At 34.6% G+C, this 25,131-nt stretch carries 19 protein-coding genes; 14 read left to right on the top strand and 5 right to left on the bottom strand.

All coding sequences use genetic code 11. The features are described 5' to 3' along the window. Positions 1-669: 669 nt before the first annotated feature. From EMN46_RS07555 to EMN46_RS07505, 11 genes are all read left to right on the top strand, one after another. Positions 670-1,131: a KTSC domain-containing protein gene (locus EMN46_RS07555; RefSeq protein ID WP_154200192.1), complete on the top strand. Its 462-nt coding sequence runs from the start codon at positions 670-672 to the stop codon at positions 1,129-1,131. A gap of 1,028 nt (positions 1,132-2,159) precedes the next feature. Continuing rightward, positions 2,160-2,723 carry a GNAT family N-acetyltransferase gene (locus tag EMN46_RS07550; protein WP_195715209.1) on the top strand — a complete coding sequence of 188 codons (564 nt, stop codon included), beginning with the start codon at positions 2,160-2,162 and terminating at the stop codon, positions 2,721-2,723. Positions 2,724-2,756: 33 nt separating this feature from the next. Further along, on the top strand, positions 2,757-3,956 hold the full coding sequence (locus tag EMN46_RS07545; protein WP_154200191.1) for an argininosuccinate synthase: 1,200 nt from the start codon (positions 2,757-2,759) through the stop codon (positions 3,954-3,956). A gap of 1 nt (position 3,957) precedes the next feature. Beyond that, the gene (gene argC / locus EMN46_RS07540; protein ID WP_154200190.1) at positions 3,958-4,923 is read left to right on the top strand and encodes an N-acetyl-gamma-glutamyl-phosphate reductase; all 966 of its coding nucleotides are present in this window, start codon (positions 3,958-3,960) and stop codon (positions 4,921-4,923) included. 91 nt (positions 4,924-5,014) lie between these two features. Beyond that, the gene (locus EMN46_RS07535) at positions 5,015-6,142 is read left to right on the top strand and encodes an aspartate aminotransferase family protein (RefSeq protein WP_154200189.1); all 1,128 of its coding nucleotides are present in this window, start codon (positions 5,015-5,017) and stop codon (positions 6,140-6,142) included. 1 nt (position 6,143) lies between these two features. Beyond that, the gene (argB, locus tag EMN46_RS07530) at positions 6,144-6,920 is read left to right on the top strand and encodes an acetylglutamate kinase (RefSeq protein WP_154200188.1); all 777 of its coding nucleotides are present in this window, start codon (positions 6,144-6,146) and stop codon (positions 6,918-6,920) included. Positions 6,921-6,922: 2 nt separating this feature from the next. Then, the gene (locus EMN46_RS07525; protein WP_154200187.1) at positions 6,923-7,993 is read left to right on the top strand and encodes a M20 family metallo-hydrolase; all 1,071 of its coding nucleotides are present in this window, start codon (positions 6,923-6,925) and stop codon (positions 7,991-7,993) included. Between the two features lie 107 nt (positions 7,994-8,100). After that, a complete protein-coding gene (gene argH / locus EMN46_RS07520) occupies positions 8,101-9,438 on the top strand; it encodes an argininosuccinate lyase (RefSeq protein WP_154200186.1) in 1,338 nt (445 codons plus the stop codon). Between the two features lie 56 nt (positions 9,439-9,494). Next, entirely contained in the window at positions 9,495-10,571 is a 1,077-nt protein-coding gene (gene carA, locus EMN46_RS07515; RefSeq protein ID WP_154200185.1) for a glutamine-hydrolyzing carbamoyl-phosphate synthase small subunit, read from the top strand. A gap of 66 nt (positions 10,572-10,637) precedes the next feature. Further along, positions 10,638-13,862 carry a carbamoyl-phosphate synthase (glutamine-hydrolyzing) large subunit gene (carB, locus tag EMN46_RS07510; protein ID WP_154200184.1) on the top strand — a complete coding sequence of 1,075 codons (3,225 nt, stop codon included), beginning with the start codon at positions 10,638-10,640 and terminating at the stop codon, positions 13,860-13,862. 254 nt (positions 13,863-14,116) lie between these two features. Further along, on the top strand, positions 14,117-14,887 hold the full coding sequence (locus EMN46_RS07505) for an alpha/beta hydrolase-fold protein (RefSeq protein ID WP_154200183.1): 771 nt from the start codon (positions 14,117-14,119) through the stop codon (positions 14,885-14,887). Positions 14,888-14,891: 4 nt separating this feature from the next. Here EMN46_RS07505 and EMN46_RS07500 read toward each other — a convergent pair whose 3' ends face one another. Together EMN46_RS07500 and EMN46_RS07495 are read right to left on the bottom strand one after the other, a co-directional pair. Further along, on the bottom strand, positions 14,892-15,665 hold the full coding sequence (locus EMN46_RS07500; RefSeq protein ID WP_154200182.1) for a hypothetical protein: 774 nt from the start codon (positions 15,663-15,665) through the stop codon (positions 14,892-14,894). Positions 15,666-15,836: 171 nt separating this feature from the next. Further along, positions 15,837-17,339, bottom strand: a complete 1,503-nt coding sequence (locus EMN46_RS07495; protein WP_154200181.1) for a M28 family metallopeptidase — start codon at positions 17,337-17,339, stop codon at positions 15,837-15,839. A 120-nt stretch (positions 17,340-17,459) separates the two neighbouring features. Between EMN46_RS07495 and EMN46_RS07490 the strand changes: the two genes are divergently transcribed. The 3 genes from EMN46_RS07490 to EMN46_RS07480 all read left to right on the top strand — a co-directional run bounded on the left by EMN46_RS07490 (position 17,460) and on the right by EMN46_RS07480 (position 19,138). Next, positions 17,460-17,771, top strand: a complete 312-nt coding sequence (locus EMN46_RS07490; protein ID WP_154200180.1) for an ASCH domain-containing protein — start codon at positions 17,460-17,462, stop codon at positions 17,769-17,771. 205 nt (positions 17,772-17,976) lie between these two features. After that, positions 17,977-18,252, top strand: a complete 276-nt coding sequence (locus tag EMN46_RS07485; protein WP_154200179.1) for a hypothetical protein — start codon at positions 17,977-17,979, stop codon at positions 18,250-18,252. 244 nt (positions 18,253-18,496) lie between these two features. After that, positions 18,497-19,138 (top strand): protein-L-isoaspartate(D-aspartate) O-methyltransferase, encoded by a 642-nt coding sequence (locus EMN46_RS07480; RefSeq protein ID WP_154200178.1) that lies wholly within the window; start codon positions 18,497-18,499, stop codon positions 19,136-19,138. A gap of 84 nt (positions 19,139-19,222) precedes the next feature. Here EMN46_RS07480 and EMN46_RS07475 read toward each other — a convergent pair whose 3' ends face one another. The 3 genes from EMN46_RS07475 to EMN46_RS07465 all read right to left on the bottom strand — a co-directional run bounded on the left by EMN46_RS07475 (position 19,223) and on the right by EMN46_RS07465 (position 25,104). Continuing rightward, the gene (locus tag EMN46_RS07475) at positions 19,223-20,398 is read right to left on the bottom strand and encodes a TolC family protein (protein WP_154200177.1); all 1,176 of its coding nucleotides are present in this window, start codon (positions 20,396-20,398) and stop codon (positions 19,223-19,225) included. A 1-nt stretch (position 20,399) separates the two neighbouring features. Continuing rightward, positions 20,400-23,483 (bottom strand): efflux RND transporter permease subunit, encoded by a 3,084-nt coding sequence (locus tag EMN46_RS07470; protein WP_368667505.1) that lies wholly within the window; start codon positions 23,481-23,483, stop codon positions 20,400-20,402. 85 nt (positions 23,484-23,568) lie between these two features. Continuing rightward, on the bottom strand, positions 23,569-25,104 hold the full coding sequence (locus EMN46_RS07465) for an efflux RND transporter periplasmic adaptor subunit (RefSeq protein WP_154200176.1): 1,536 nt from the start codon (positions 25,102-25,104) through the stop codon (positions 23,569-23,571). Positions 25,105-25,131 lie beyond the last annotated feature (27 nt).

The raw sequence follows: 25,131 nt of genomic DNA, 5'->3' as shown, positions 1-25,131 counted from the left end.
ATTTTCATGTCAAGTCCCCTTTAGGGAACTGTAGCGTAACGGAACTCGGTGAAACCCCGCTGCCGCACGATTCCATAGTGTGGTTTAAATACAATGAGCTAGGTATATAAATAGAGGAGTAGCCATAAGGGGCGAATTTTTGAGTAGGTATAAATAAGACTATGATAATATGAGTCTTAATTATAAATTTCATAATCCTGAAGGTGTTTATTTTGTCAGCTTTGCTGTAGTAGAATGGTTAGATGTATTTTTCCAAATTATTGAGGGCCTCACAAAAAGAGTGAGACCCTCAAGTTTTGTTCTGTCAGGCTCTGACTATAAGCAAGCTGTAAATGTCAGGGTCTGACTAGGTATTGATCCAAATTTACTGAGAGCCTCACAAAAGGAGTGAGACCCTCAAAGTATTTTTACATCAAGTCCCCCTTCTGTGGTTTTAGGGGTTTGGTATTGTGACAAAGCAAGTAAATCTTATTTGTTGAGCTCCTTAAACGGTGGTATTGTGGCTAGTTTATTTGAATAGAAAAAAATAAAAAAGGAGAAAAGTATAAATAGATCGTATTACAAACTTTAAAATGTATATTTTTGCGGCTGTTTTGGAAAAAACTAAGCATGGGTGTAAGGTTAAAAAACACCTGAGCATTACAAAGGAAATTTACAAAGGAAGCATTTATGAAACGTATTAATGAATACAAAAAATTGTTTAATGTTGATCAAGATACTGATCTTAAACAATTAAAAAAGACCTACAGAAACTTGGTTAAAGAATGGCATACCGATAAATTTCCTGAAGGACATGAATTGTTTGAAGAGGCTGAATTAAAAAGCCGTCAGATTATTGATGCTTATCATTTTTTGGTAGGTATTGCTCCTGAAACTAAAGCAGCTAACTTAGAAGAATACGAGCATGTTACAACTAAGGTTGGTATTGCTGATTTTAAGCATAAAGGTTTATTGCTTGAAGTTATCTTTTTAGATGGATCTGCTTACGAATACTATGGTGTGAATAAGGCTCTATTTCAAAAGCTGATTAATTCTGATAAGCAAGCTCGTTTTGCTAAGAGAAACATTTTTAACTCATTTACGTATCGTAAATCGAAAAAAGCAACAGTTGAGGAAGCTGTAGTCGCTTAATTCTACATGTATAAGATCATATTAAAGCTCCACTTTTAAGTGGAGCTTTTTTTATGATGATTTTTAAGATCTACTTAGCTTTTGAAGTTGTTTTGATAATAATTTCTCGAAAAAATAGACTTAATATCTAATGCAAACAAGAATAAAAAGGCTTAATTCATATTTTTTAAGTAATGTTAAATATAAATAAAGATGCCTTAATTTACTGACTATACAGTGTGTTATTTAGAATTAACGAAACCCTTTGCGTAGACTTTTCGAAATAAGTCTGTTTGGATTATTCAAAAAAATATCTCTATATTTGACTCAACAAAAAAAGTAAAAAGCATGGCTACAAAAATGATAATTCGACGACGACGCAGATTCTTATTAAATTAATAAGGAAGCATTGTTTGTGGATTATTTTCCCGGCTTTCCTTTATATCGGAAGGCTTTTTTTATGTCCATACAGTAAATAGTAGAATACAAATCAATAATACAGAAGATAATGAACCAATTTTTCAACATTCGACGAAGACGAAGCGCACTTTCAAAGAAAGCGGTAGGATCCTCGTTATTGTGTTGTCAAAATTGACCATGATATTTTATAGGGCTTAACGTTTGAACGTTAAGCCCTTTTTTTTTGAACTTTTTTTATTGAAAATTAATTTATAACAGACTCTCATATGCCAACAACTATCTATACAGTAAGCCGACGCCATTTGCGTTCGAACTGCTATCCAGAAGGGTCGAGTGAGTCTGATATACTATTAACTTAAATAGAATATATAAGCTTGCCGTCGATCACGGTGGGCTTTTTTTGTACCCTATAACTGCTAAAAGGCGCAGATTTGAATAAAATTAAAGAATATATCAACATAAAATTTAATCAAGATGAATGCATTTTTAAACAGAGAAAATCGGCTAAGGCTCCGACAAAGCAAGCTAACAAATGGCTTGAAGGAGAGCTTTTATATTGATATTAATAACAAATGGTTAAGCCTGACAGGCGTAGCTTTATTTTGGGAAACCTAGCAAATTAAGAAGAAATGGAAACTACTGTAGATACAAAACAAGAAATCGTTGTTATCGAATCGGGTGTTATACACACTAAGTATGCATCTGAGATTTGCGAGATGATTGAAACAGCTGCTAAAATTAGAGGAACAGGGATAGCCAAAAGAAATCCCTTATACATTGCTCAAAAACTTCAGGAAGGAAAATCGATTATTGCCTTTTCAGGTGATAAGGTTATCGGTTTTTGTTATATCGAAACCTGGGAGCATGAGTTATATGTAGCCAACTCGGGTCTTATAGTCCATCCGGACTACCGTTACGTTGGTTTGGCCAAGCAAATTAAGGAGAAAGCTTATCACTTATCAAGAAAGCGTTACCCCAAAGCAAAACTCTTTGGATTAACTACCAGCTTGGCAGTCATGAAAATTAATTCAGACTTGGGTTACAAGCCCGTTACTTTTTCGGAACTCACCACAGATCAAACTTTCTGGCAAGGATGTGCTTCATGCGTGAACTATGACATTCTTCAAAGAACCAATCACAAAATGTGTTTGTGTACAGGCATGTTGTGCGATCCGGAAAAAACTCAAAAATAATTTTAGTAAAAACAAAAGCAAAAAAACAAAATCATGATAACAAAAGATAAAAAAGTCGTTTTAGCATATAGTGGTGGATTAGATACAACATATTGTGCACTTCATCTTTCAAAGGATTTAGGCATGAAGGTTTATACCGTATTGGGAAATACAGGTGGATTTAGTGACGAAGAACTAGCTACCATTGAAAATAAAACCAAGAAACTAGGTGTGGTTGAGCATACCAGCATTGATATAACAGGCGAATATTACGAAAAATGTATCAAGTATTTGATTATGGGAAATGTTCTAAAGAACAATTGCTACCCTTTATCAGTAAGCTCGGAGAGAGCTTTTCAAGCCATGGCAATTGCGCAATATGCTCACAAAATAGGAGCAGATTTTATTGCACATGGTAGTACAGGAGCAGGGAATGATCAAATTAGATTTGACTTGATTTTTCAAATTATGGCTCCCAATGCTAAAATTATTACCCCAACCAGAGATTTAGAGTTAAGCAGAGCTGAAGAAATTCAATATCTAAAAGATCATGGTATTGATGCTGCTTTCGAAAAAATGGCTTACTCGATAAATGCAGGTATTTGGGGAACTAGTATAGGTGGAAAAGAAACGTTAGTTTCTGATCAAACTATTCCTGAAGAAGCATATCCTTCACAAGTAACACAAACTGAACCAAGTGAGCTTAGTATTGGTTTTGAAAAAGGAGAATTGACTTCGGTAAATGGACAGACATTTGAGAATCCTATAGATGCTATTAAAACCATTGAAAAATTAGGATCTGCCTACGGAATAGGTAGAGATATGCATATCGGCGATACCATTCTTGGAACAAAAGGTCGAGTTGCTTTCGAAGCCGCTGCACCAGTTTTGATTCTAAAAGCACACGAAATGCTTGAGAAACATTGTTTAAGTAAATGGCAAATACATTGGAAAGATCAACTAGGTGATTTTTACGGTATGCTTTTACATGAAGCTCAATATTTAGAGCCATTAATGAGAAATATCGAATGTTTTCTTGAAGATTCTCAAAAAATGGTATCAGGAGAAGTAAAACTGATGCTTTATCCTAAGTATTATCAGATGATTGGCGTGAATTCAGAACATGATTTAATGACTGATGCTTTTGGACAATATGGAGAGAAAAATGTAGGTTGGACAGCCGATGATGTGAAAGGATTCACAACAATTTTAGCCAACTCTATGAAGATTTATTACACTGTAAATGGACAATAGTATGATAAATATAGGAATCATAGGAGGAGCGGGATATACCGCTGGAGAGTTGTTAAGACTCTTGCTTTGGCATCCTGAGGCTAATATTGTATTTGTTCAATCGAGCAGTCACGATGGTCAGTTGGTAAGTAAAGTACATAAAGATTTGTTAGGTGATTGTTTATTACATTTTTCTAAAGCAGATTTTTCAAGTGTTGATGTCATCTTTCTTTGCTCGGGTCATGGAAAAAGCATAAGTTTTTTCGAAGAGAATAATTTACCTGAAAATTTAAAGGTCATTGATTTAAGTATGGACTTTAGATTGGATGATGATCAGAACAAGTTTGTTTATGGTCTGCCAGAATTGAATAAAAAAGCCATAGCTAATGCTAAATATATTGCAAATCCAGGCTGTTTTGCAACGACAATTGAGTTAGCTCTTTTGCCATTGGCAAAGCATCAAGCATTAAAAGATGAAGTACACGTAACAGCTATTACAGGATCAACAGGTGCTGGTCAAGCTGCAACAAATACGTCTCATTTTTCGTGGAAGAACAATAACGTATCGATATATAAAGCCTTTGAACATCAGCATTTAGCTGAGATAAAAGAGAGTTTGAATCATTTGCAACAGAATTTTACGAAAGCAGTAAATTTTATACCCGTTCGAGGTAATTTTTCTCGAGGTATATTGGCATCTGTTTATACCACTTGTGAGTGGAGTTTAATCGAAGCCATGGTTCATTATCAAAACTATTACTTGGATCATCCTTTTGTCGTTATAAGCGATGAAAATATAGATGTGAAGCAAGCCGTTAATACAAATAAGTGTTTGTTGCACTTAGAAAAACATGGTGATAAGCTTTTGATCGTTTCAAGTATAGATAATCTCTTAAAGGGAGCGTCAGGACAGGCAGTTCAAAATATGAATATCATGTTTGGATTACCCGAAGATGCAGGTTTAAGACTAAAACCAGTGGCTTTTTAATTATAAATTCTGAATTGAGATTGATGACTTGAGGTTTCTACGCCATTCAAATCTCTTACTCATCGGTCTCAATTTTTAAATAAGATATGCAATGCAATTATTCAATACATATACAAAATACGATATAAACTTAGTTTCGGGTGAGGGCATTGTCCTTGCTGATGCTAACGGAAAAGAATATAAAGATTTTTATGGAGGTCACGGTGTGATTTCCATTGGACACTCTCATCCTCATTACCTATTTCGTCTTGAAAATCAGATGAGATGTCTAGGCTTTTACTCAAATGTGGTTGAGAACAAACTGCAAGATCAGTTAGCAGAGAAATTGGGAGAGCTTTCGGGTTACGTCGATTACAATTTGTTTTTATGTAATTCGGGTGCCGAAGCAAATGAGAATGCTTTAAAATTAGCTGCTTTTCATACAGGTAAATCTAAGGTAATTGCCATAAAAGGTTCTTTTCATGGAAGAACTGGTGGTGCTTTAGCTGTTACCGATAATCCAAAATTGGCTTCAAGTTTTAATGTGAAGCATAATGTGGTTTTTATTGAGATGAATGATACTGCAGCTTTGAAAAAAGAGCTCGAACTAGGCGATACTGCGGCATTTATCATGGAAGGTATACAAGGTGTTAATGGGGTTGTTCTGCCAGAAACATCTTTCTTTAAAGATGCAGAAAGTCTTTGTCATAAATACAATGCGATATTAATCATTGATGAAGTTCAGTCGGGTTATGGAAGAACAGGTGAGTTTTTTGCTCATCAATATGCCAATATTAAGGCCGATATTATTACAACGGCTAAGGGTATGGGAAATGGATTTCCTCTTGGTGGCGTGTTAATTAATCCGAAGATAGAAGGCAAATCTGGACTTTTAGGAACAACCTTTGGTGGAAATCATTTGGGATGTGCTGCTGGAATTGCAGTTTTAGAAGTGATAAAAGAAGAAAATCTTCTTGAGAATGCAAAAAAAGTAGGTAAGTATCTTGAAAATGAAATTAAGAACATAGTCGGTGCAGATGCAGTAAGAGCAAAAGGATTGATGATAGGAATTGATTTGAAAAATAGAACAAAAGTAAAATCAGCACTTCTATTCGATAAATCTTATTTCACAGGTATGTCTGGAGAAAATACGTTGAGATTATTACCTCCATTGACATTAACTATGGCTGAAGCAAAAACATTTATTAGTGATTTTTCATCTGTTATTAAAAGTAATTGATATGAAGGACTTAACGCTGGTAAAAATTGGAGGCAATCTAATTGATGATGAAAGTAAGTTAGCAGAATGTCTTAAAGCCTTTGCAAAAATTAAAGGTGCAAAACTTTTGGTACATGGCGGTGGTAAGTTGGCTAGTGAAATGGCTAAACAGTTGGGAATTGATTCTCCTATGATTGATGGACGTCGAATAACCAATGCCGAAACACTTAAAGTTGTTAGTATGGTTTATGCAGGACTAATCAACAAAAAAATAGTAGCTGGTTTACAAGCTATGAATCAACAAGCTATAGGACTTTGTGGTGCAGACGATAATTTGATTCTAGCTGAAAAACGACAACATGAGAGTATTGATTACGGGTTTGTTGGCGATGTAATTAAAGTGAATACAGAGGCTTTGGTAAATTATATCGATCAAAATAAGGTTTTAGTCTTATCTGCCATTACTCATGATGGAAAAGGACAACTTTTAAATACCAATGCCGATACGGTTGTAACAGAATTAGCTATTGCATTGAGTGAAAATTATCAAGTCAAATTGATTTATTCATTTGAAAAATCAGGTGTTTTGATTAATCCTGATGATGATATGAGTTTTCTAAAATCTTTAGATCAAAACATGTATCAGGAAATGAAAGCTAATGGTACAATAAGTAACGGTATGTTGCCAAAGACTGAAAATGCCTTTAGAGCATTTGACAAAGGCGTAAAAGTGATCATTGGCGACCTTCTTGTAATATCAAAGGATGAGTATAGTGGAACCCAACTAATAAAATGTTAATCATGAATTTAGATATATATAAAACACTTGCCATTGAAACTCTTAAGGGTTTAATTGGTATACAATCATATAGCAAGGAGGAAGATCAGGTTGCCGATTTAATGGAGAATGTTCTTAAATCTCATAATTATGAAATCCATAGAGAAAAGAATAATGTTTGGGTTTTTGGAAAATATAATAGTGAAGGCAAACCTCTATTACTCCTTAATTCTCATTTAGATACGGTAAATGCTACGGCGTCGTGGACAAAAGATCCTTTTAAGCCACTAGTTGAAGATGGCAAATTGTACGGACTTGGTTCGAATGATGCTGGAGGTTGTTTATGTTCTCTAATGGCTACATTTTTGGCTTTAGACAAAGAAGAACAGCCTTATAACCTTGTTTTTGTTGCTTCTGCTGAAGAAGAAATCTCTGGAAAGGGTGGATTTGAGTTGATTCATGATAAAATTGGGAAAATTGCTTTAGGTATAGTTGGAGAACCAACCCTTATGCAGATGGCAATTGCAGAAAAAGGTTTGATGGTTTTAGATGTTGAAGCCAAAGGAAAAGCAGGACATGCAGCTAGAAACGAGGGTGTGAATGCTATTGAGAAAGCTATGAAAGATTTAAAATGGTTTCAAACATATAAGTTCGATAAAGAATCGGATATTCTTGGTCCAGTTAAAATGTCTGTGACACAAATTGAGGCTGGTTCTCAACATAATGTGGTTCCTGATTCTTGTCGATTTGTAGTGGATGTGAGAAGTAATGAGAACTATAATAACCAGGAGCTTTTCAACTTAATTGATAATCAAACAGAAAGTGAAGTTATAGCTAGATCATATAGAATGAATTCTTCAGGTATTGACTTAAAACATCCATTGGTTCAGGCTGGTATAAAAATGGGGAGAAGCTATTATGGTTCGCCAACAACTTCTGACCAAGCCATAATGAAAGGCTTTCCAACATTGAAGTTTGGTCCTGGAGATTCAGCCAGATCACATACGGTTGACGAGTATGTTAATCTGTCAGAAATAGAAGAAGGTGTTGAAATTTATTACCAATTATTAAATGGTTTAGATATTAAAGAATAAGCATCTGAAACAAACTATTAAGGATACTTTTTAAGAGAAGTATTTATATAAAAGGACACTTACTCCCAATGATTATTGGGATAATGAAAATATAAAATTAAGAACATATGAAACTTTGGGATAAGGGTACGAAGATGAATCAGAATGTAGAAGATTTTACGATTGGTAAAGATCGTGAACTTGATTTGCAACTGGCTCCTTTTGATGTATTGGGTTCATTGGCTCATTGCAAAATGTTGACCAGTATTAACTTACTTGAGCCAGCAGAGTTTGTTCAAGTTGAAAAAGAGCTTCAAAAGATATTTGTTGATATAGAAAATGGTGATTTTTCGATTGAAGAAGGCACCGAAGATGTGCATTCACAGGTTGAGTTGTTATTAACAAAGAGCTTAGGTGATGTGGGCAAGAAGATTCACTCTGGAAGATCGAGAAATGACCAGGTTTTACTTGATTTAAAGCTATTCACACGTCATGAAATTGAAAGAGTGGTGAATGCAGCCAAGTCTTTATTTGATTTACTAATTGAAAATTCTGAAAAGTATAAAGATATTCTTATTCCAGGTTATACGCACTTACAGGTTGCCATGCCATCTTCCTTCGGGCTTTGGTTTGGTGCTTATGCTGAGGCTTTGAGTGATGATTTGGCCTTATTACAATCAGCCTTTAAAGTAGTAGATCAGAACCCTTTAGGTTCAGGAGCTGGTTATGGATCATCATTTCCTCTTAATCGTCAGATGACAACTGATCTATTGGGTTTTGAGAATCTAAATTACAATGTGGTTTACGCTCAATTAGGTAGAGGTAAAATGGAATTTGCAGTTGTGTCTGCACTTTCAAATATGGCTTACACTATTGGTAAATTGGCTATGGATGCCTGTTTGTATAACTCTCAGAATTTTGGATTTATCAGTTTCGCTGATGAGTTCACGACAGGGAGTAGTATTATGCCTCACAAAAAGAATCCTGATGTTTTTGAATTAGTGAGAGCCAAAGCAAACTCATTACAAGTACTACCTACACAGATACAGGCTGTTAGTTCAAATTTACCATCGGGTTATCATAGAGATTATCAGCTGACTAAAGAATTTTTTATGCCAGCATTCGATCAATTAATTTCTTGTTTAGAAATGTCGAAAATCATGTTGTCGAATGTAAAAGTCAATGAGAATCTACTTGATGATGAAAGATATAAGTATTTATTTACTGTTGAGATGGTGAATGAGTTAGTGCTTAAAGGTGTTCCTTTTCGTGATGCTTACAAAAAAGTAGGAGCATTAGTAGAATCAGGAGAGTTTAAGTTTGAGGGTGAGTTAAAACATCAGCACGAGGGTAGTATTGGTAATCTTTGTAACGATCAAATCAAATTAAAACTAGAAAAAGCGGTTCAATCCTTTAATTTTGAAAAAATCGATAAAGCTTACCAAAGTTTACTGGGAAGAAGTTAGTACCTTGATAGGCAGTAGAATAAAAAAGATAAACAACCATTATATAATTACAATTTATGTTGAAACAAGCAAAGTTAATACTGGAAGATGGTAGTGAGTACCATGGAACTTCCTTTGGTTACGAAGGATCTGTCGCAGGTGAAATGGTATTTAATACAGCCATGACGGGATATCCTGAAAGTTTGAGTGATCCCTCGTATCGAGGTCAAATTTTGGTAACAACCTTTCCTTTGATTGGAAACTATGGCGTTCCTGGAGATAGAAAAGAAGATGATTTGTTTCGCTATTTTGAATCTGATAAGATTCAACTTTCTGGTTTTGTTGTATCAGATTATACCGATGATTTTAGTCACTGGAATGCTAGCTTAAGCCTTTCTGATTGGATGAAAGAACATCAAATACCAGGTATTTATGGAATAGATACGCGTGCTTTAACCAAAAAACTCCGTACTAATGGAAGCATGAAAGCGAAAATCGTCGTTAATGATCAGGACGTAGCTTTTATCGATCCAAATTCTCGTCATTTAGTTTCTGAGGTTAGTACTAAAGAAGTAAAGACATATGGAAATGGCAAACACAAAGTTCTTTTGCTTGATTGCGGTTGCAAGAATAACATTATTCGTTGTCTGTTAAAGCGAGATACGACCGTTATTCGTGTTCCTTACGATTATGATTTTACTAATGATGATTACGATGGTTTATTTCTCTCAAATGGTCCCGGTGATCCGAAACTAAATGTTAAGGCTATTGATCATGTGAAAACGGCTCTGAGTCAGGATAAGCCAATCATGGGAATCTGTCTTGGAACCCAGCTGATGGCTTTGGCTGCAGGAGCCGATACTTATAAATTGAAGTATGGTCATCGATCTCATAATCAGCCCGCACTTTTAAAAGGAACTAAGCGTTGTTTTATTACCTCTCAGAATCATGGATATGCTATCGATACAGATACATTACCATCGGATTGGGAGGTTTTGTTTGAAAATGCTAATGATAATACCTGCGAAGGAATTAAGCACAAAACTAAGCCTTTTTTCTCGTCTCAGTTTCATCCTGAAGCTTCAAGTGGTCCAACTGATACAGAATTTCTATTTGATGATTTCATTGGAATGATGGAAGAGTACAAAGGATAAAGTACTCAAAGTAGTAAGGTTAAAGTGAAAAAAGGGATATTAGAATCAACATTAACTAAGAAAGACATGACTCATAATATAAAGAAAGTATTGGTATTAGGTTCCGGAGCGCTTAAAATTGGTGAAGCAGGAGAGTTTGATTATTCAGGATCTCAGGCATTAAAGGCGATGAAGGAAGAAGGTATCAAAACAGTACTTATAAATCCTAATGTAGCAACAGTCCAAACATCCAAAGGCATTGCAGATGAAATCTATTTTCTACCTGTAACGCCTTATTTTGTAGAACAAGTCATTCTAAAAGAAAAGCCTGATGGAATTCTTTTGGCATTTGGAGGACAAACAGCACTCAATTGCGGTATTGAGCTTTTTAATGCAGGCACATTAGAAAAGTATAATTTGAAGGTGCTTGGTACACCTATTGAGACCATCATAAAAACAGAAGATAGAGAGATATTTGCTAATGAACTTCGTAAGATTGATGTAAAAACACCCAATAGTGTCGCTGTTGAATCGATTGATGCAGCATTAGAAGCAGCAGGGAAATTAGGTTTCCCAATTATTGTTCGTGCAGCCTTTACTTTGGGTGGTCAAGGCTCAGGATTTTGTAATAATATGGATGAGTTAAGAGTCTTAGCAGAAAACGCTTTGTCGTACTCATCTCAAATTTTAGTTGAAGAGTCTCTTAAAGGATGGAAAGAGGTCGAATATGAGGTTGTACGTGATGCTTATGACAACTGTATTACGGTTTGTAATATGGAAAATTTCGATCCACTTGGCATTCATACGGGTGAAAGTATCGTTATTGCACCATCTCAAACGCTTACCAATTCAGAATATCACAAACTAAGATCTTTAGCTCTTAAAATTATTCGACACTTAGGTGTGGTTGGAGAGTGTAACGTACAATATGCTCTTGATCCAAACTCAGAAGATTATCGTGTAATTGAGGTAAATGCTCGTCTATCTCGTTCATCTGCACTTGCTTCTAAGGCAACAGGTTATCCTTTAGCATTTGTGGCAGCTAAACTTGGATTAGGTTATGCCCTTCAGGATTTGAAAAATGCTGTAACTAAAGTAACAACAGCTTGTTTTGAGCCTGCTCTTGACTATGTGGTTTGTAAAATTCCACGTTGGGATTTGAATAAGTTCGAAGGTGTAACCAAGGAAATTGGTTCGAGTATGAAGTCGGTGGGAGAAGTAATGGCTATTGGTCGTAATTTTGAGGAAGCTATTCAGAAAGGGCTAAGAATGATTGGACAAGGCATGCATGGCTTTGTGGGAAATGATAACGCCAAGTTTGATGATATAGATAAAGAATTATCTCATCCAACAGATATGAGAATATTTGCTGTTGCTCAAGCACTTGAGAAGGGTTATTCAATTAATCAAATTCATGATTTAACAGCAATTGATAAATGGTTCTTGAGTAAGCTAGAGAATATCAGTAAATTAAAATGGAAACTTAAAAAGTGTAATCAATTAGCTTCTCTCGATACTGATCTTTTTCGCAAGTCTAAAGTATATGGTTTCTCCGATTTTCAAATTGCGCGTTTTGTGTTAAAGCCTAAAGATGGGAATATGGAATCTGAGCTTTTACAGGTTAGAAATGCTCGTAAGAAACTTGGAATTATTCCAGTTGTTAAGCAGATTGATACACTTGCAGCTGAATATCCTGCACAAACAAATTACTTATACTTAACCTATAGTGGTTGTGAAAATGATGTGGTTTATGAACATGACAATAAGTCGGTTATAGTTCTGGGGTCAGGTGCATATCGTATCGGTTCTAGTGTAGAATTTGACTGGTGTAGTGTTAATGCCTTGAGTGGCGTCAAAAAAGAAGGATACCGTTCAGTCATGATTAACTACAACCCTGAAACGGTGAGTACAGATTACGATGTGTGTGATCGTTTATATTTCGATGAGCTTTCTTTTGAAAGAGTTCTTGATATTATCGATTTAGAGCAGCCTAAAGGCGTTATTGTATCTGTGGGTGGACAAATACCGAATAATCTTGCAATGCGTTTACATGAGGCTAAAGTTAAGGTTTTAGGGACTTCTCCTGAAAATATTGATAGGGCTGAGAATAGAAAGACTTTCTCAGACATGTTAGACAATTTGGGTGTAGATCAACCACGTTGGGCAGAATTGAGTAGTCTGGAGGCTATCCAAACCTTTATTGATGAAGTTGACTTTCCGGTTCTTATTCGTCCTAGTTATGTACTATCAGGTGCCGCAATGAATGTGGTGTCTAATAAGAACGAACTGGAGCATTTCTTAAACTTGGCAACGAAAGTTTCGAAACAATATCCTGTGGTTGTGAGTGAATTCATTCAGCAAGCTAAAGAAATCGAGTTCGATGGTGTGGCAAAAGATGGTATCGTTCTGATTGATGCGATATCTGAACATGTTGAGTTTGCAGGTGTACACTCGGGTGATGCGACGTTGGTGTTTCCACCACAGAAACTGTATTTTGAAACCATTCGTCGAATCCGTAAAATAGCAGGAGAGATTGCAAAATCTTTAAATATTACGGGACCATTTAATATGCAGTTGTTGGCAAAGGATAACGATATTAAAGTGATTGAATGTAATGTGAGAGCTAGTCGAAGTTTCCCATTTGTTTCTAAGGTAATGAACTACAATTTTGTGGAATTGGCAGCTAAGGCGATGCTTAACGGAATAATTCCAACACAAATGCCATCTATGTTCGAATTGGAAAATATTGGTGTGAAAGCCTCACAATTTTCCTTCTCTAGACTGTCAAAAGCTGACCCCGTTTTGGGTGTAGATATGGCTTCTACTGGTGAAGTTGGTTGTATTGGACCTGATTATTACGATGCGATACTAAAATCAATGTTATCAGTTGGTTATCGAATTCCGAAGAAGAGCATTCTAATTAGTAGCGGACCTATTCGCTCTAAAATTGAACTACTACAGAGTACTCAGATGTTGCAAGAGAAAGGCTACAAAATATATGGGACACGAGGTACTGCAAAATTCCTATCAGACAATGATGTTGAGATTGAAGCAGTCGCTTGGCCAGATGAAGAGGGTGAAAAAACAGCCTTAGATTTAATCCGATCTAAAGAAGTTGATTTCGTCATCAATATTCCAAAAAATCTAAGTGAAAATGAACTATTCAACGATTATCAGATTAGACGTGCTGCCATCGACCTTAATGTGCCTTTGGTAACCAATGCAAGATTGGCCAGTGCATTTATTTACTCTTTCTGTAAAAAATCATTGGAAACTTTAGATATCAATTCATATAACCACTATGTATCCTAAGCTGCTAATAGATTAACCAAAATAAATCCTGACAGTTCTAGTAATTGTCAGGATTTTTTAATTGTATGAATTAATAATGATAAGAATTTAGGCTTAAACACTGAAAGCGTTATTTTTGTCGTATCAATTAAGCTTAAACGGTATTTTTAAGTAAACATTTCAATAATTTATCCGATAAATGATTTGAATCATAGAAAATCATCAGATAAACGAAATAGAATTTGATAAGTTTCAATTAAACAGATTTATTAGAAATGACATTAGCCTTCGATATAACAAAAGCCAAAGGAAAGTATACATTATCAACTTTCGAAAGTAAGGCTCGTTCTATAGTACCTTATTTTGTCTATTTGCCTCCCAATTGGAATCCTGATATAAATTATAGGCTCATTTTATTTCTTCATGGTCAAGGTGGAGACGAGGGAGCTTTCAAAAAGTATATTGCAGCCCAACAATTAAATGACTGGATTTTAACTGGTGAGATTCCGAATATTGTAATTGCTGGAATAAGAGGTGATGAAAATAAAGATGATATTCAGTGGTTTACAAAGGAAAATGAAGCTTTATTGTCACCTAATGGTGAGTTTATAGCGTTTTGTAAGTCTAATTTTAAAGCTGGAGGAGAAAAAGGCGTTTCGTTTGAAGGTCATTCAAGAGGTGGAGGTGGCGTTTTACACTATATGTTTAAATACCCCAATAGTTTTAAGTCTGTTATCTCCATGGGATATGTGAGTGACTATACACTAGCTGAAAATAAAGATATGGCGATAAAAAATAAAGCTGCCTTAATTGATTCTGATGTGCAGCTTTTCATGGAAATTGGTACGGAAGATCAGTATGTTAGGAATAAGAATAGAAAGGCAAGTTTCCTGATGCATGATTTTTTGACAATACTAAAAATTCCACACACATTTAATCACCTATTTGGAGTTGAACATGGTTTAGATAGTTTTTGGAATCACTATTCAGATGAAGGCATACAGAATGGCCTATTGCATCTTAAAAGACATTGTGAAGGTTTATAAGCTACTAACCTAAAATTATTTTTCGAATGACTGATTCCATATCAATTGTTTCGTCGTCGAATTTGTAGCCAATTTGAAAAAGAACACCGTCATACCAAGCATAGTACATTTTTGAACCAGTAGATCGATGAATGATTTTAGATCCATCAAAAGAATAATAATTATACATAGTAGTCCAACTTGAAGGTGAAACCTTAAAGAATAGAGGTAAATCGGGATTTAATTTTAAATCCTTATATGTAACAACCTCTCCAGCAGTTTCGTCTCCATCAATATTAAACTCAGTTCTCCATTTATCAATTGGATCTTCTTCAGAATCTGGATCATCTAAAAATGGATTGTCAGCAAGCGTAGCAGCAGATATAATAAAGAAATCTTTATTGCCTGCGTCGTATTCTACATCATTTTTAAAGTATGAGATTTGAATTTGAAACATGAGCTTATTTTTAGTATTCCAAAAAGTAACAATGTTGGCCATTTCAGTACCAATTGTATCAAGTAGAGTACTAACATCAGGAAGATGAATACCATCTTTTAGTTCGTCGGGAATACTATTTAATGCAGTTGGGATATCAACAGGTGCATAGTAACGAGAATCTTGGATTCCTTTTAAAATCTGAAAATCCCAATTATATGTTCTAGAATTTCCACCTACACTATCTAATTTCTCAACTAATGCTTCATTGGGATCCACATAACCAGAATGTTTAGATTCTTTAGCACATGAGAATAAAATTAAGCTCAAGCAGAAAATCGATAAAGTTAGGATAGCTTTCATAAACATGATGTTGTTGATTATATGATACAAAAATAGCTTTTCTTATCTTAAAAGTAAGAATTTAATTGAACAAAAAATTAGATTAGTTGAATTCTTGTTTATTTTTCATTCTTGATAAAAGAGTTGAATTTATACACGAAACATACGAAAATCATGGTTTAGCTTATTAATTTAGTCTTGATTGGACAGTTCCCAAGCTGTGAGAAATACAAGTTGTGCAACGCGTTCAATGTTTTTATAATCTAATTTATTAGGCGTATCTTCTGGTGTATGATAATCATCGTGTAGACCATTGAAATACATGATTGAAGGAATTTTATTTTTTACGAAAGAAGCTTGATCTGAAGATCCATAGAATGGATTATGTGGCTGATCGTATTTATAATCAAGAATTAGATGTGAGTAAAGCCCATTTAAACTATCGCTTATTGGTTTTAGCTGAGGATTTAAATGAGAAGTACCCAAAAGATAGATATAGTTTGCTGATGAATGGTATTCGTCTATACGACCTAACATATCCATATTTAAATTGGCTTTAATTGATTTTAGCGGAACAGGAGAGTTTCTTACAAAAAATTCTGAACCAAGTAAACCTTTTTCTTCAGCAGTAAAAGCCGTAAAAATGACACTCCGTTTGGGTCTTTGACCTTTTAATTCAGCATATTTAAAAGCCTTAGCGATTTCAATAAGTGCTGCGGTTCCGGATGCATTATCATTGGCGCCGTAACAGATTAATTTTTTATCGACACCCAGGTGATCGAAGTGTGCAGAAATAATAATGAACTCTTCTGGTTTTTCGGTACCTTCTATTAAAGATATCACATTTTCTGTTTTTATTATTTCATCATTATTTTTTAATTGCAATTGCAGATGAGCTATTATAGGTGTGGTTTGGTTCTGATTTGCAAGGCTATTTTTTAACTGCTTTAGCTTTAAACCTGTTATTGCTTTTGTAAGTCGTACCGAAATAGGAATAATTTCGTGGGTTCTTAAGTAGTTATAAAAATCTGATTCTTTACCAAATATCCTTGAATCAACCGTATCAATAGGCTTTTTTAAACGAAATCGTTTATATCTTACACTTTTACTTGTATGTATATATCGATCAAACAAACTCGTGTTTATAGGATCGCAAAATAAGATTAAACTTGGTTTGGAATGTTTCCAGATGTCATACGCTTGAGAAAAAGCTTTATGGAAGTTTGAGGTAAGAAATAAAACAGCCTTATTGGTGAAATCAATTTCCGAATAGTTTTGAATTGGAGAATTGCCGATATAAACGATATCTAAGTCTTTAAATATTGAATCTTGGATAGAGCCAGCTACAAAGTCTTTATAATTATAAAAAGTTTTCTTATTTACTTTTATTGTTGCTGAAGGTAAGCCTAGTTTGGAAAGCTTTACAGATTGAAAATACGATAAGCTATCCTGACTTTTATCAACTGCCTGTAATCCTGCTTGTTTAAATTGAGAATAGATATATACTGCAGCATTCTTTTGTCCTTCAGTTCCTGTTTCGCGTCCTTGCATTATATCGGAACAAAGAGACTTTACATTTTTTTTTATACTTTTCTCAGAAATTTGAGCAGCAAAATCAATATTAGAATAGCTTTGTGAAAAACTAAACAATGGAAAGCTTAAGGTTAGTAGTAAACAGAGTCTAAATATTTTCATAAAAGGTTATATATTTTAAATCATCCAGAAATACTTCTCTTAAAAGTAAGAATTATATATTTAGATAAATAGCTTTTGGGGATTGAATGAAATAAAAAAACGAATATTATTTAAATTAAAATGGATAGAATACATTTTCACGAAAGTTTTTATCAAGATGTACTTCTTGGTCGAAAAGTACAAACAGCCCGAATAGACGAACCGCATTATCCTCTTGGTAAGGCAATGGCAGATTTTTCTAATGGTCTTAGTTTACCTATTGAGATTACTAATGTATCGTTTAAAACAATTGATAATATGAGTTTAGAAGAGGCGCAAAGGGATGGATTTGAATCAAAAGAAAGTCTTTGGAAAGCTTTAATGGGGTTTTATCCTAATTTAAAAGTAGAAAATTCCTTAATGTTAGTTGAATTTAGATGCATTGTAGGTTAGTTTGTTCGACATACATATATATGGCTGTAAATCTGTTCTTTAAGCACTTTGGAGAAATGCTAAAATCTCATTAATCAACAAAAAAGGTGTGTTTATGGAAGAAAAAGTGATGTTTACCTTTGTGATTGTAAATAAAAAGGTTTATAATTGTAACAGAAAGTTAATAAATCAAATATGTATTTTTTCAAACTAAATATTTACAACTATGAAAAATTTGACATCATATTCACATATCGTAGAGAAAGAAATTGAACAATACAAGATTGAATCAGGTAAGATTTTAGATAAGTTCGAAGATAAATTCAATAAGGGTAGTTTAGTGGTTGCTCATCATTTTAACAATGTTAGTTCAGAATTAATTAGAATTGTGAAGTCTGAATTAGAAACAGCAGGTTTTAAGCCTGAGTTTGTAGGAAATAGACCTAATGGTCATATTGTATTAAGGGTTAGCTTAATTCAATCTACTATGATGTGTAACTAACATCAATTTAGTCTAGTTCTTTGTTAAAAAAATAAGAGTTGTTGAGAAATCAGCAGCTCTTTTTTTATTCAAAAAAATTCCATTCATCCAAATACTTAAAAGCATATTAGAGATATTTCATATTTAATATATTATTGTAACTTTAATTTCTACAAAAAAGGGAATAATGAATAAATATCTATTAATATGCTTCTTCTTTCTGGGGATTCTGTGTTTGCAAAATAACGATCTAAGCGCTCAAAAGATGAATTACAAGGAATTAAGATACCAAATGGTTAAAGAGCAGGTTGTAGCTCGAGGAATAAAAGAGAAACCTGTGATTAAAGCTATGCAAAAAGTTGAAAGACATTTGTTTGTTCCAAATCAGTTCCGTCATCTCGCTTATTCAGATTCACCTCTTCCAATTGGTTTTGGTCAAACTATATCGCAGCCTTATATTGTGGGTGTTATGACTCAACTTTTAGATATTAATTCGAAAAGTAAAGTATTAGAAATAGGAACAGGTTCGGGTTATCAAGCTGCAATATTAGGCGAAATTTGTAAAGAAGTTTATAGTATCGAAATTGTTGAGGGCTTGGCTTTAAAAGCTAAATCGACCATAGAGTCATTAAATTATAATAATTTATTCCTCAAGTGTGGAGATGGATATAAAGGCTGGATAGAACATGCACCTTACGATGCAATTATTGTAACCTGTTCTCCTCGAAAGATTCCACAAGCTTTGATAGATCAATTAGTTGATGGAGGTAGTCTTGTTATTCCAATTGGAGAAAAGAACATTAAGAGTTTAGTCTTACTTAAAAAGTTAGATGGAGAACTTGTTAGAAAAGATGTTGTTCCTGTTCGATTTGTCCCAATGATTGATGAACAAGGTAGGGAATATTAGAAAATGAATTGAAGTAAAAAATATAAGGTATTAAAAAACCAGTTGATTGTTTTCAACTGGTTTTTTAATTTGTGTTTGCTTAGCTTAAAGCTGATATTTTAATAGATCGGCCACAGCTAGATGATATTCTTTTTCTACCTGAAGGTATGTGTCGTAGCTATCGTAAAAATAGATACTCTCCATAAAATATTCGATACTTGAAATTTGTCCAAAATCGAGAGCTTTCTTTAAAAGCTCATTCATATGACTACCTTCTAGTATTAATCGGTATTCAGCTAAAGAAGCCTTTAGGCCTTGGTAATTCTGATAGTTTTTCTGAATATCAGAAATTAGGAGCTTTTCTTCGGACAAATACTGACTTTCCTGTGTAAGTTGATTCAGTTTAGCAAACTTGACTTTGTTTCTACTTTCCCAAAGAGGAATACTAATACCTAGGTTAATACCGTTGAAAGATTTATTAATATCTGAATTTAAGTAACGATAACCCAAACTCAATTTTGGTAGAACTTGATTTTTAGCCAAGCTTATTTGTTTAGAAGCAATGTCCATATCAGCCTTCATTTTATTCAAATTGGGTGTGTTTTTTAAAACATCTATCTCAAGCTTAGTCAAATCCTCATCGATTGAAACAGTCGGATAAACCACTGAATTAAACTCAATAGCTTGTCCACCATTTAGTTGCTTCAATTCTTCTTCAAGATTTGAAACTTGTGTATTACAAAGTTGAAGTTGATTTTTGATGTTTAATAAAACGATCTTCACCTTATTCATCTCCAGAATATTGGCATCACCTTTATCAAGCTTCTTTTTGAAGAATGAAACCAACTTTTGAGCATTTTCGTAACGAATAGTCAATTGCTCTTTTTGTTTATTCTGGTAAATAAGGTTTAAGCAAGTTTTTTCAGCACTTAGTAGAATATCCTGTCGGCTTTGTTGCCTAAGATTATCAAGATTAGCTGTTTTCGCTTTCTTGATTTTATTCTTTTGAAAATATACCGTTGGAAAATCAAAGTCCTGACTGATGAGAATCTCGTAAGGATTACCATCTATATCGGAGAAATTCTTCTCAAATGCTAACTCAGGATTAGCCAAATTTGTTTCTGTTTTATAGCCAATTTTCTGAGATTCTATAAACTGATTTTGAGCTTTTAAACTCAGGTTGTTATTTTCCACAGCATGTAGAACTTCTTTTAGGTCTGATTGAGCTTGAGCATTAATGCTCAAGCCTAAAGCGAATAGACCAATTAGTAAGGATCTCATATTACTTCTTTTTTGAGTTTAATAATAAATACACAATCGGAATTATATATACATTTAGTAGGGTGGAAGTTAATAAACCACCTAAAATAACAACAGCCATTGGACTTTGAATTTCGTTACCAGGTTTATCACCTGCAAGAGCCATAGGAATTAAGGCTAAAGCTGCAGTTAGGGCCGTCATTAAAATCGGACTCAAACGATGAATTGAACCTTGAACAATAATTTCTTTTATCTCCAAGCCTTTATCTAACATACTTTGATAATTTGATATAAGTAGTATACCATTACGGGTTGCAATACCAAAGAGGGTAATAAAACCGATAATCGCAGGAATACTCAACATGCCAGAGGTAAAGTAAATGGTAAAAATACCTCCTATTAATGCTAAAGGTAAATTTAATAAAATAATACTAGCCAATTGGAATGATCTAAATTCCTGAAACAGTAATAGAAAGATAATCAAAAATGAGATGATAGAGGTTAAAGCTAAAGTTTTTGATGCCTTTGCTTCACTTTCAAATTGTCCTCCAAATTCAATACGATATTCTTCTGGTATTATAATGTCCTTATCAACTGCTGCCTTAATATCTGTGACAACAGAGCGAAGATCTCTTTCTGAAACATTGGCCGAAACCACTAACTTTCGTTGTACATTTTCACGACTTATGGTGTTAGGACCTGATAAAGATTTGATATCAGCCACGTAGCTAAATGGAATTTTTTTACCATCCCAAGTATCGATAAGTGCATTGCGGATAGCTTCGATATTACCCCGATTCTCTTCGTTGTATTTTACCACTAAATCGAAAGCCTTAACACCTTCGAATACGTCAGAAACCTTTTCACCAGCAAAGGCGATATCAATAAAATCAGAGAAATCTGAAATTGAGATACCATACTTAGCCAACATGTCACGTTTCGGTTTAATCTGTATTTGTGGGATTTCTACTTGCTGTTCAACATTCACATCTACAACACCTTCTATTTGGTCAATTGAACCTTTAATGTCATTAGCCATCAGGAACATTTTTGAAAGATCGGTTCCAAATATTTTGATAGCAATATTAGCTTTAGTTCCAGATAAGATATGATCGATACGATGACTTAAGGGCTGACCAATAGCGAAATTAACACCTGCAATTTCTCCCAATTTACTTCTTACATCAGCTAAGAATTCAGTTTTGGTTCTATCAGTAAGTGTAAACGGGACTTCAATCTCCGAGGTGTTTACGCCAAATGAATGCTCATCAAGCTCAGCACGACCTGTACGGCGAGCTGTTAATCGAGCTTCTGGAATCGTTAATAAGGCTTCTTCCGCAATAGTCTTAATCTTGTTCGATTCTTCAAGAGAAATACCCGGTTTTGTAATCGCTGTAATGGTTAGCGATCCTTCGTTAAAATCAGGAAGGAAATTACGTCCCAAGCCACTCATAATAATAAGTGAAGCAATAAACAGGACAGTTGCTGATACTAGAATGATTTTTTTATACTCCAAAGCTTTATTCAAAGATTTCTCATAAAGCCTGTTTAAGTTCCTTACCAACCAGCTTTCCTTATTCTTTCTGTCGAGCATTTTGTCGCCCGTTAGCATAAAACTACATAGCACTGGCGTGATAGTAAGTGCAGTGATTAAAGATGCAAATAGCGATATAATAAAGGCAATACCCAGTGGTTGAAGCATTCTACCTTCCATTCCTGTTAGGAAGAAAAGAGGTATAAACGCAGCAATAATAATAAAGGTTGCATTAATTACAGAGGAACGAATCTCGCAAGAGGCGCTATAAATAACAACAAGTGACTTCTTACGTTGTTCTTTAGGCAACTTAAAATTCTGGCGAAGTCGTTTATAAACATTCTCAACATCAATAATCGCATCATCCACAAGGTCGCCAATGGCAATCGCCATACCTCCCAATGTCATGGTATTAATAGTAATACCCAGTAGTTTAAGTGTGATAATTGTAAATAGTAATGATAAGGGGATAGCTAATAATGAAATAACCGTTGTACGGTAATTCATTAGAAAAACCAATAGAATGATAATAACGAAAATAGATCCCTCGTATAGGGCTTTCTTTACATTACCAATTGAGTTTTCAATAAAATCTGCCTGACGGAAAATATGTGTATTTACCGTTACATCTTCGGGCAAGCCTTTTTTGATATCAGCAATTGCTAAATCTAATTTTTCGGTTAATTTAAGCGTATTGACTCCGGGTTGTTTCTTAACTGTTAAAAGAACCGCAGACTTGGCATTAACACTTGCCAAACCAATTCTAGGAGCAGGAGCTTCTACCACTTCTGCGATATCGCTAATTTTAATAGGTGCTTTTTTATAAACTTTCACAACAGTGTTGCCTAGTTCCTTTACATCAGATGTTCTTGCAATACCTCTAATGTTATATTGGTTTCCAAATTCGTTAATGAAACCTCCAGCAGAATTTTGGTTGGTTGCATTGGCGGCTTTCATCAGTTCATCCAAGCTAATATTGTAATAACGCATTTTCTGCGGATTAACTTGTATTTGATATTGTTTGTAATCGCCACCAGTAACAACAATCTGTGCAACGCCACTAAGAGCTAATAACTGTGGACGAATGTTCCAGTCAGCTAGAGTTCTAAGGTCCATGTCAGATGTTTTGTCTGCCTGTAAACCGATCATCATCACTTCGCCCATTATGGATGATTGCGGTGCAAGAGTAGGGTTACCAGCTCCTGTAGGAAGACGATCCGATATGGACATCAACTTTTCACTCACAATTTGACGAGCAAGATAGATATCGGTACCCCATTCAAATTCGACCCAAACAACAGAGAATCCGGCAGATGAAGATGATCGTAAACGTCTGATATTTGTTGCGCCATTTACGGCGGTTTCTATTTGAAAAGTAATAAGTTTTTCCACCTCTTCAGGTGCCATTCCGTGTGCTTCAGTCATCACAACTACCGTTGGTGCAGTCAGATCTGGAAACACATCAACATCTATATTGGTTGTTGTGTAACTGCCTCCAACAATTAGGAGAAAAGCTGCAAACATAACCAGTATACGATTGTGAAGTGCGTATTGTATAATTTTATTTAACACAGTTTCTAAGTTTAAAGTGAACTTAAGTGGACTAGAATAGTATGCACCTAAGGTTTACATTCATTTTGAAAATTAATCCACAATTCTAATGATTGTGTCCTGATGGCAAAGCTCCAGACATAGAAGCTAGCTTTACAAAGTAAACGCCTTTGCTTACTACTCGTTCTCCAGCTTTTAAGCCACTTATAATTTCCATTTCCTTACCATTATCCGAACCAATAGTAACAAAGCGCTTTTCGTAGCTTTCACCATCAGTTTGTACAAAAACAAAGAAAATAGATTGATCTTCGAGAATGGCTGATTTGCTAACACTTAAAACCTTGCGTGTACTTTCCGATTTTAAATACACTTCGACAAAAGAACCCATATAAAGTTCTGGCGTCTTGTTGATTTCAAAATAAACAGGCGTTGTGTAATCATCTTCATGAATATCACGTGCATAAGCAATCAGCTTTCCATCTAAATCGTCTGTATTATAAACCTCATCGCGATAAGGCAATTTGAAATTTGCTGAATGTATTTTAGATAATTGTGTTACGTGTTTCTGAAATAGGTCGGCTTTTAGGATTAATGTTGAGTTTCGATCTACAATACCAATTACTTGGCCTTTTTCAACATACTGACCTTCTTTTACAAAAATATCACATACATATCCTGTTACAGGTGATGCTATTTTAATCCCCTTTGTACTATAATCCTTAGAAATCAATTTAAAATTGATATCAGCCTTCTCAAAATTTGATTTAGCTTCATTAAATTCCTTTTCAGAAATAATTTGATCGGCACGCAAAGCTTCAGCTCTTTTAAAATCAGCTTCTGTTTTATGAAACTCCGATTGAGCTGAAATGAAACGACTGATTAAGGAATTGCCAGAAAGACCGTTCCCAGAAATAAAGAATATGGGTTCACCCTTTTTGACCGTTTTCCCATTAACCATATCGGATGATGGCATATGAATGATACCACTCGACTGAGCTGAAATCCTAATTTCACTATTACTTGAAGCAATAAGCTCGCCAGTCGTTTTTATAATTTTATTGAAAATGCCATACTTTACATTCTCAGTACCAAAATCAATCTTCCAGGCTTGTTTCTTTAAAAAGGAAGTCTGATTTTCCTTCTGCTGAGCTGCTATAGCTTTCTCTGCCTTATCTTCAGAGGCGTAAACTTCAATATTCTCAGCTTTGAAGCGTTCCTTGCCAAATTTTGAATCCACTTCTATAACTAGTGTATAAAAACCAGCAGTATTTGGTTTTAAACTAGGCGTAAAAATTCCTGGTGAGCTTGGTGCATCAACTGATTTACGAATGCCATTACCATCTTTATCAATTAAAGTGATAGTAAGTTTCCCTTCACTATAAGGACTGTAAGTATCTAAACGTGTTACATGGGTAAAGAATTTTGAAACTTGCCCCACAACCAAAGGATGAAATTCGGCAAAAGCCTCAGTATGCTTAGAAAAAAGGGTTATTGTTTGATTCGTATGTTCTTCATGCGTTGTTCCGCCTGCCACTTCATCATGAGAATGGCCCTCATGTCCCTCGTGTGCCGAAGGAGTGGATGATTTACAGGAAAATAGAGAGAGTGATAACCCAATGGCTATCAAATATATTTTATTCATTGTATGAGATATTTATGATACTAGGAT

The organism is Ancylomarina sp. 16SWW S1-10-2 (genome assembly GCF_009669305.1).
Taxonomy (GTDB): domain Bacteria; phylum Bacteroidota; class Bacteroidia; order Bacteroidales; family Marinifilaceae; genus Ancylomarina.
Note: the sequence above shows the minus strand (reverse complement) of the source record. Positions and strands in the feature narration are given on the sequence as shown.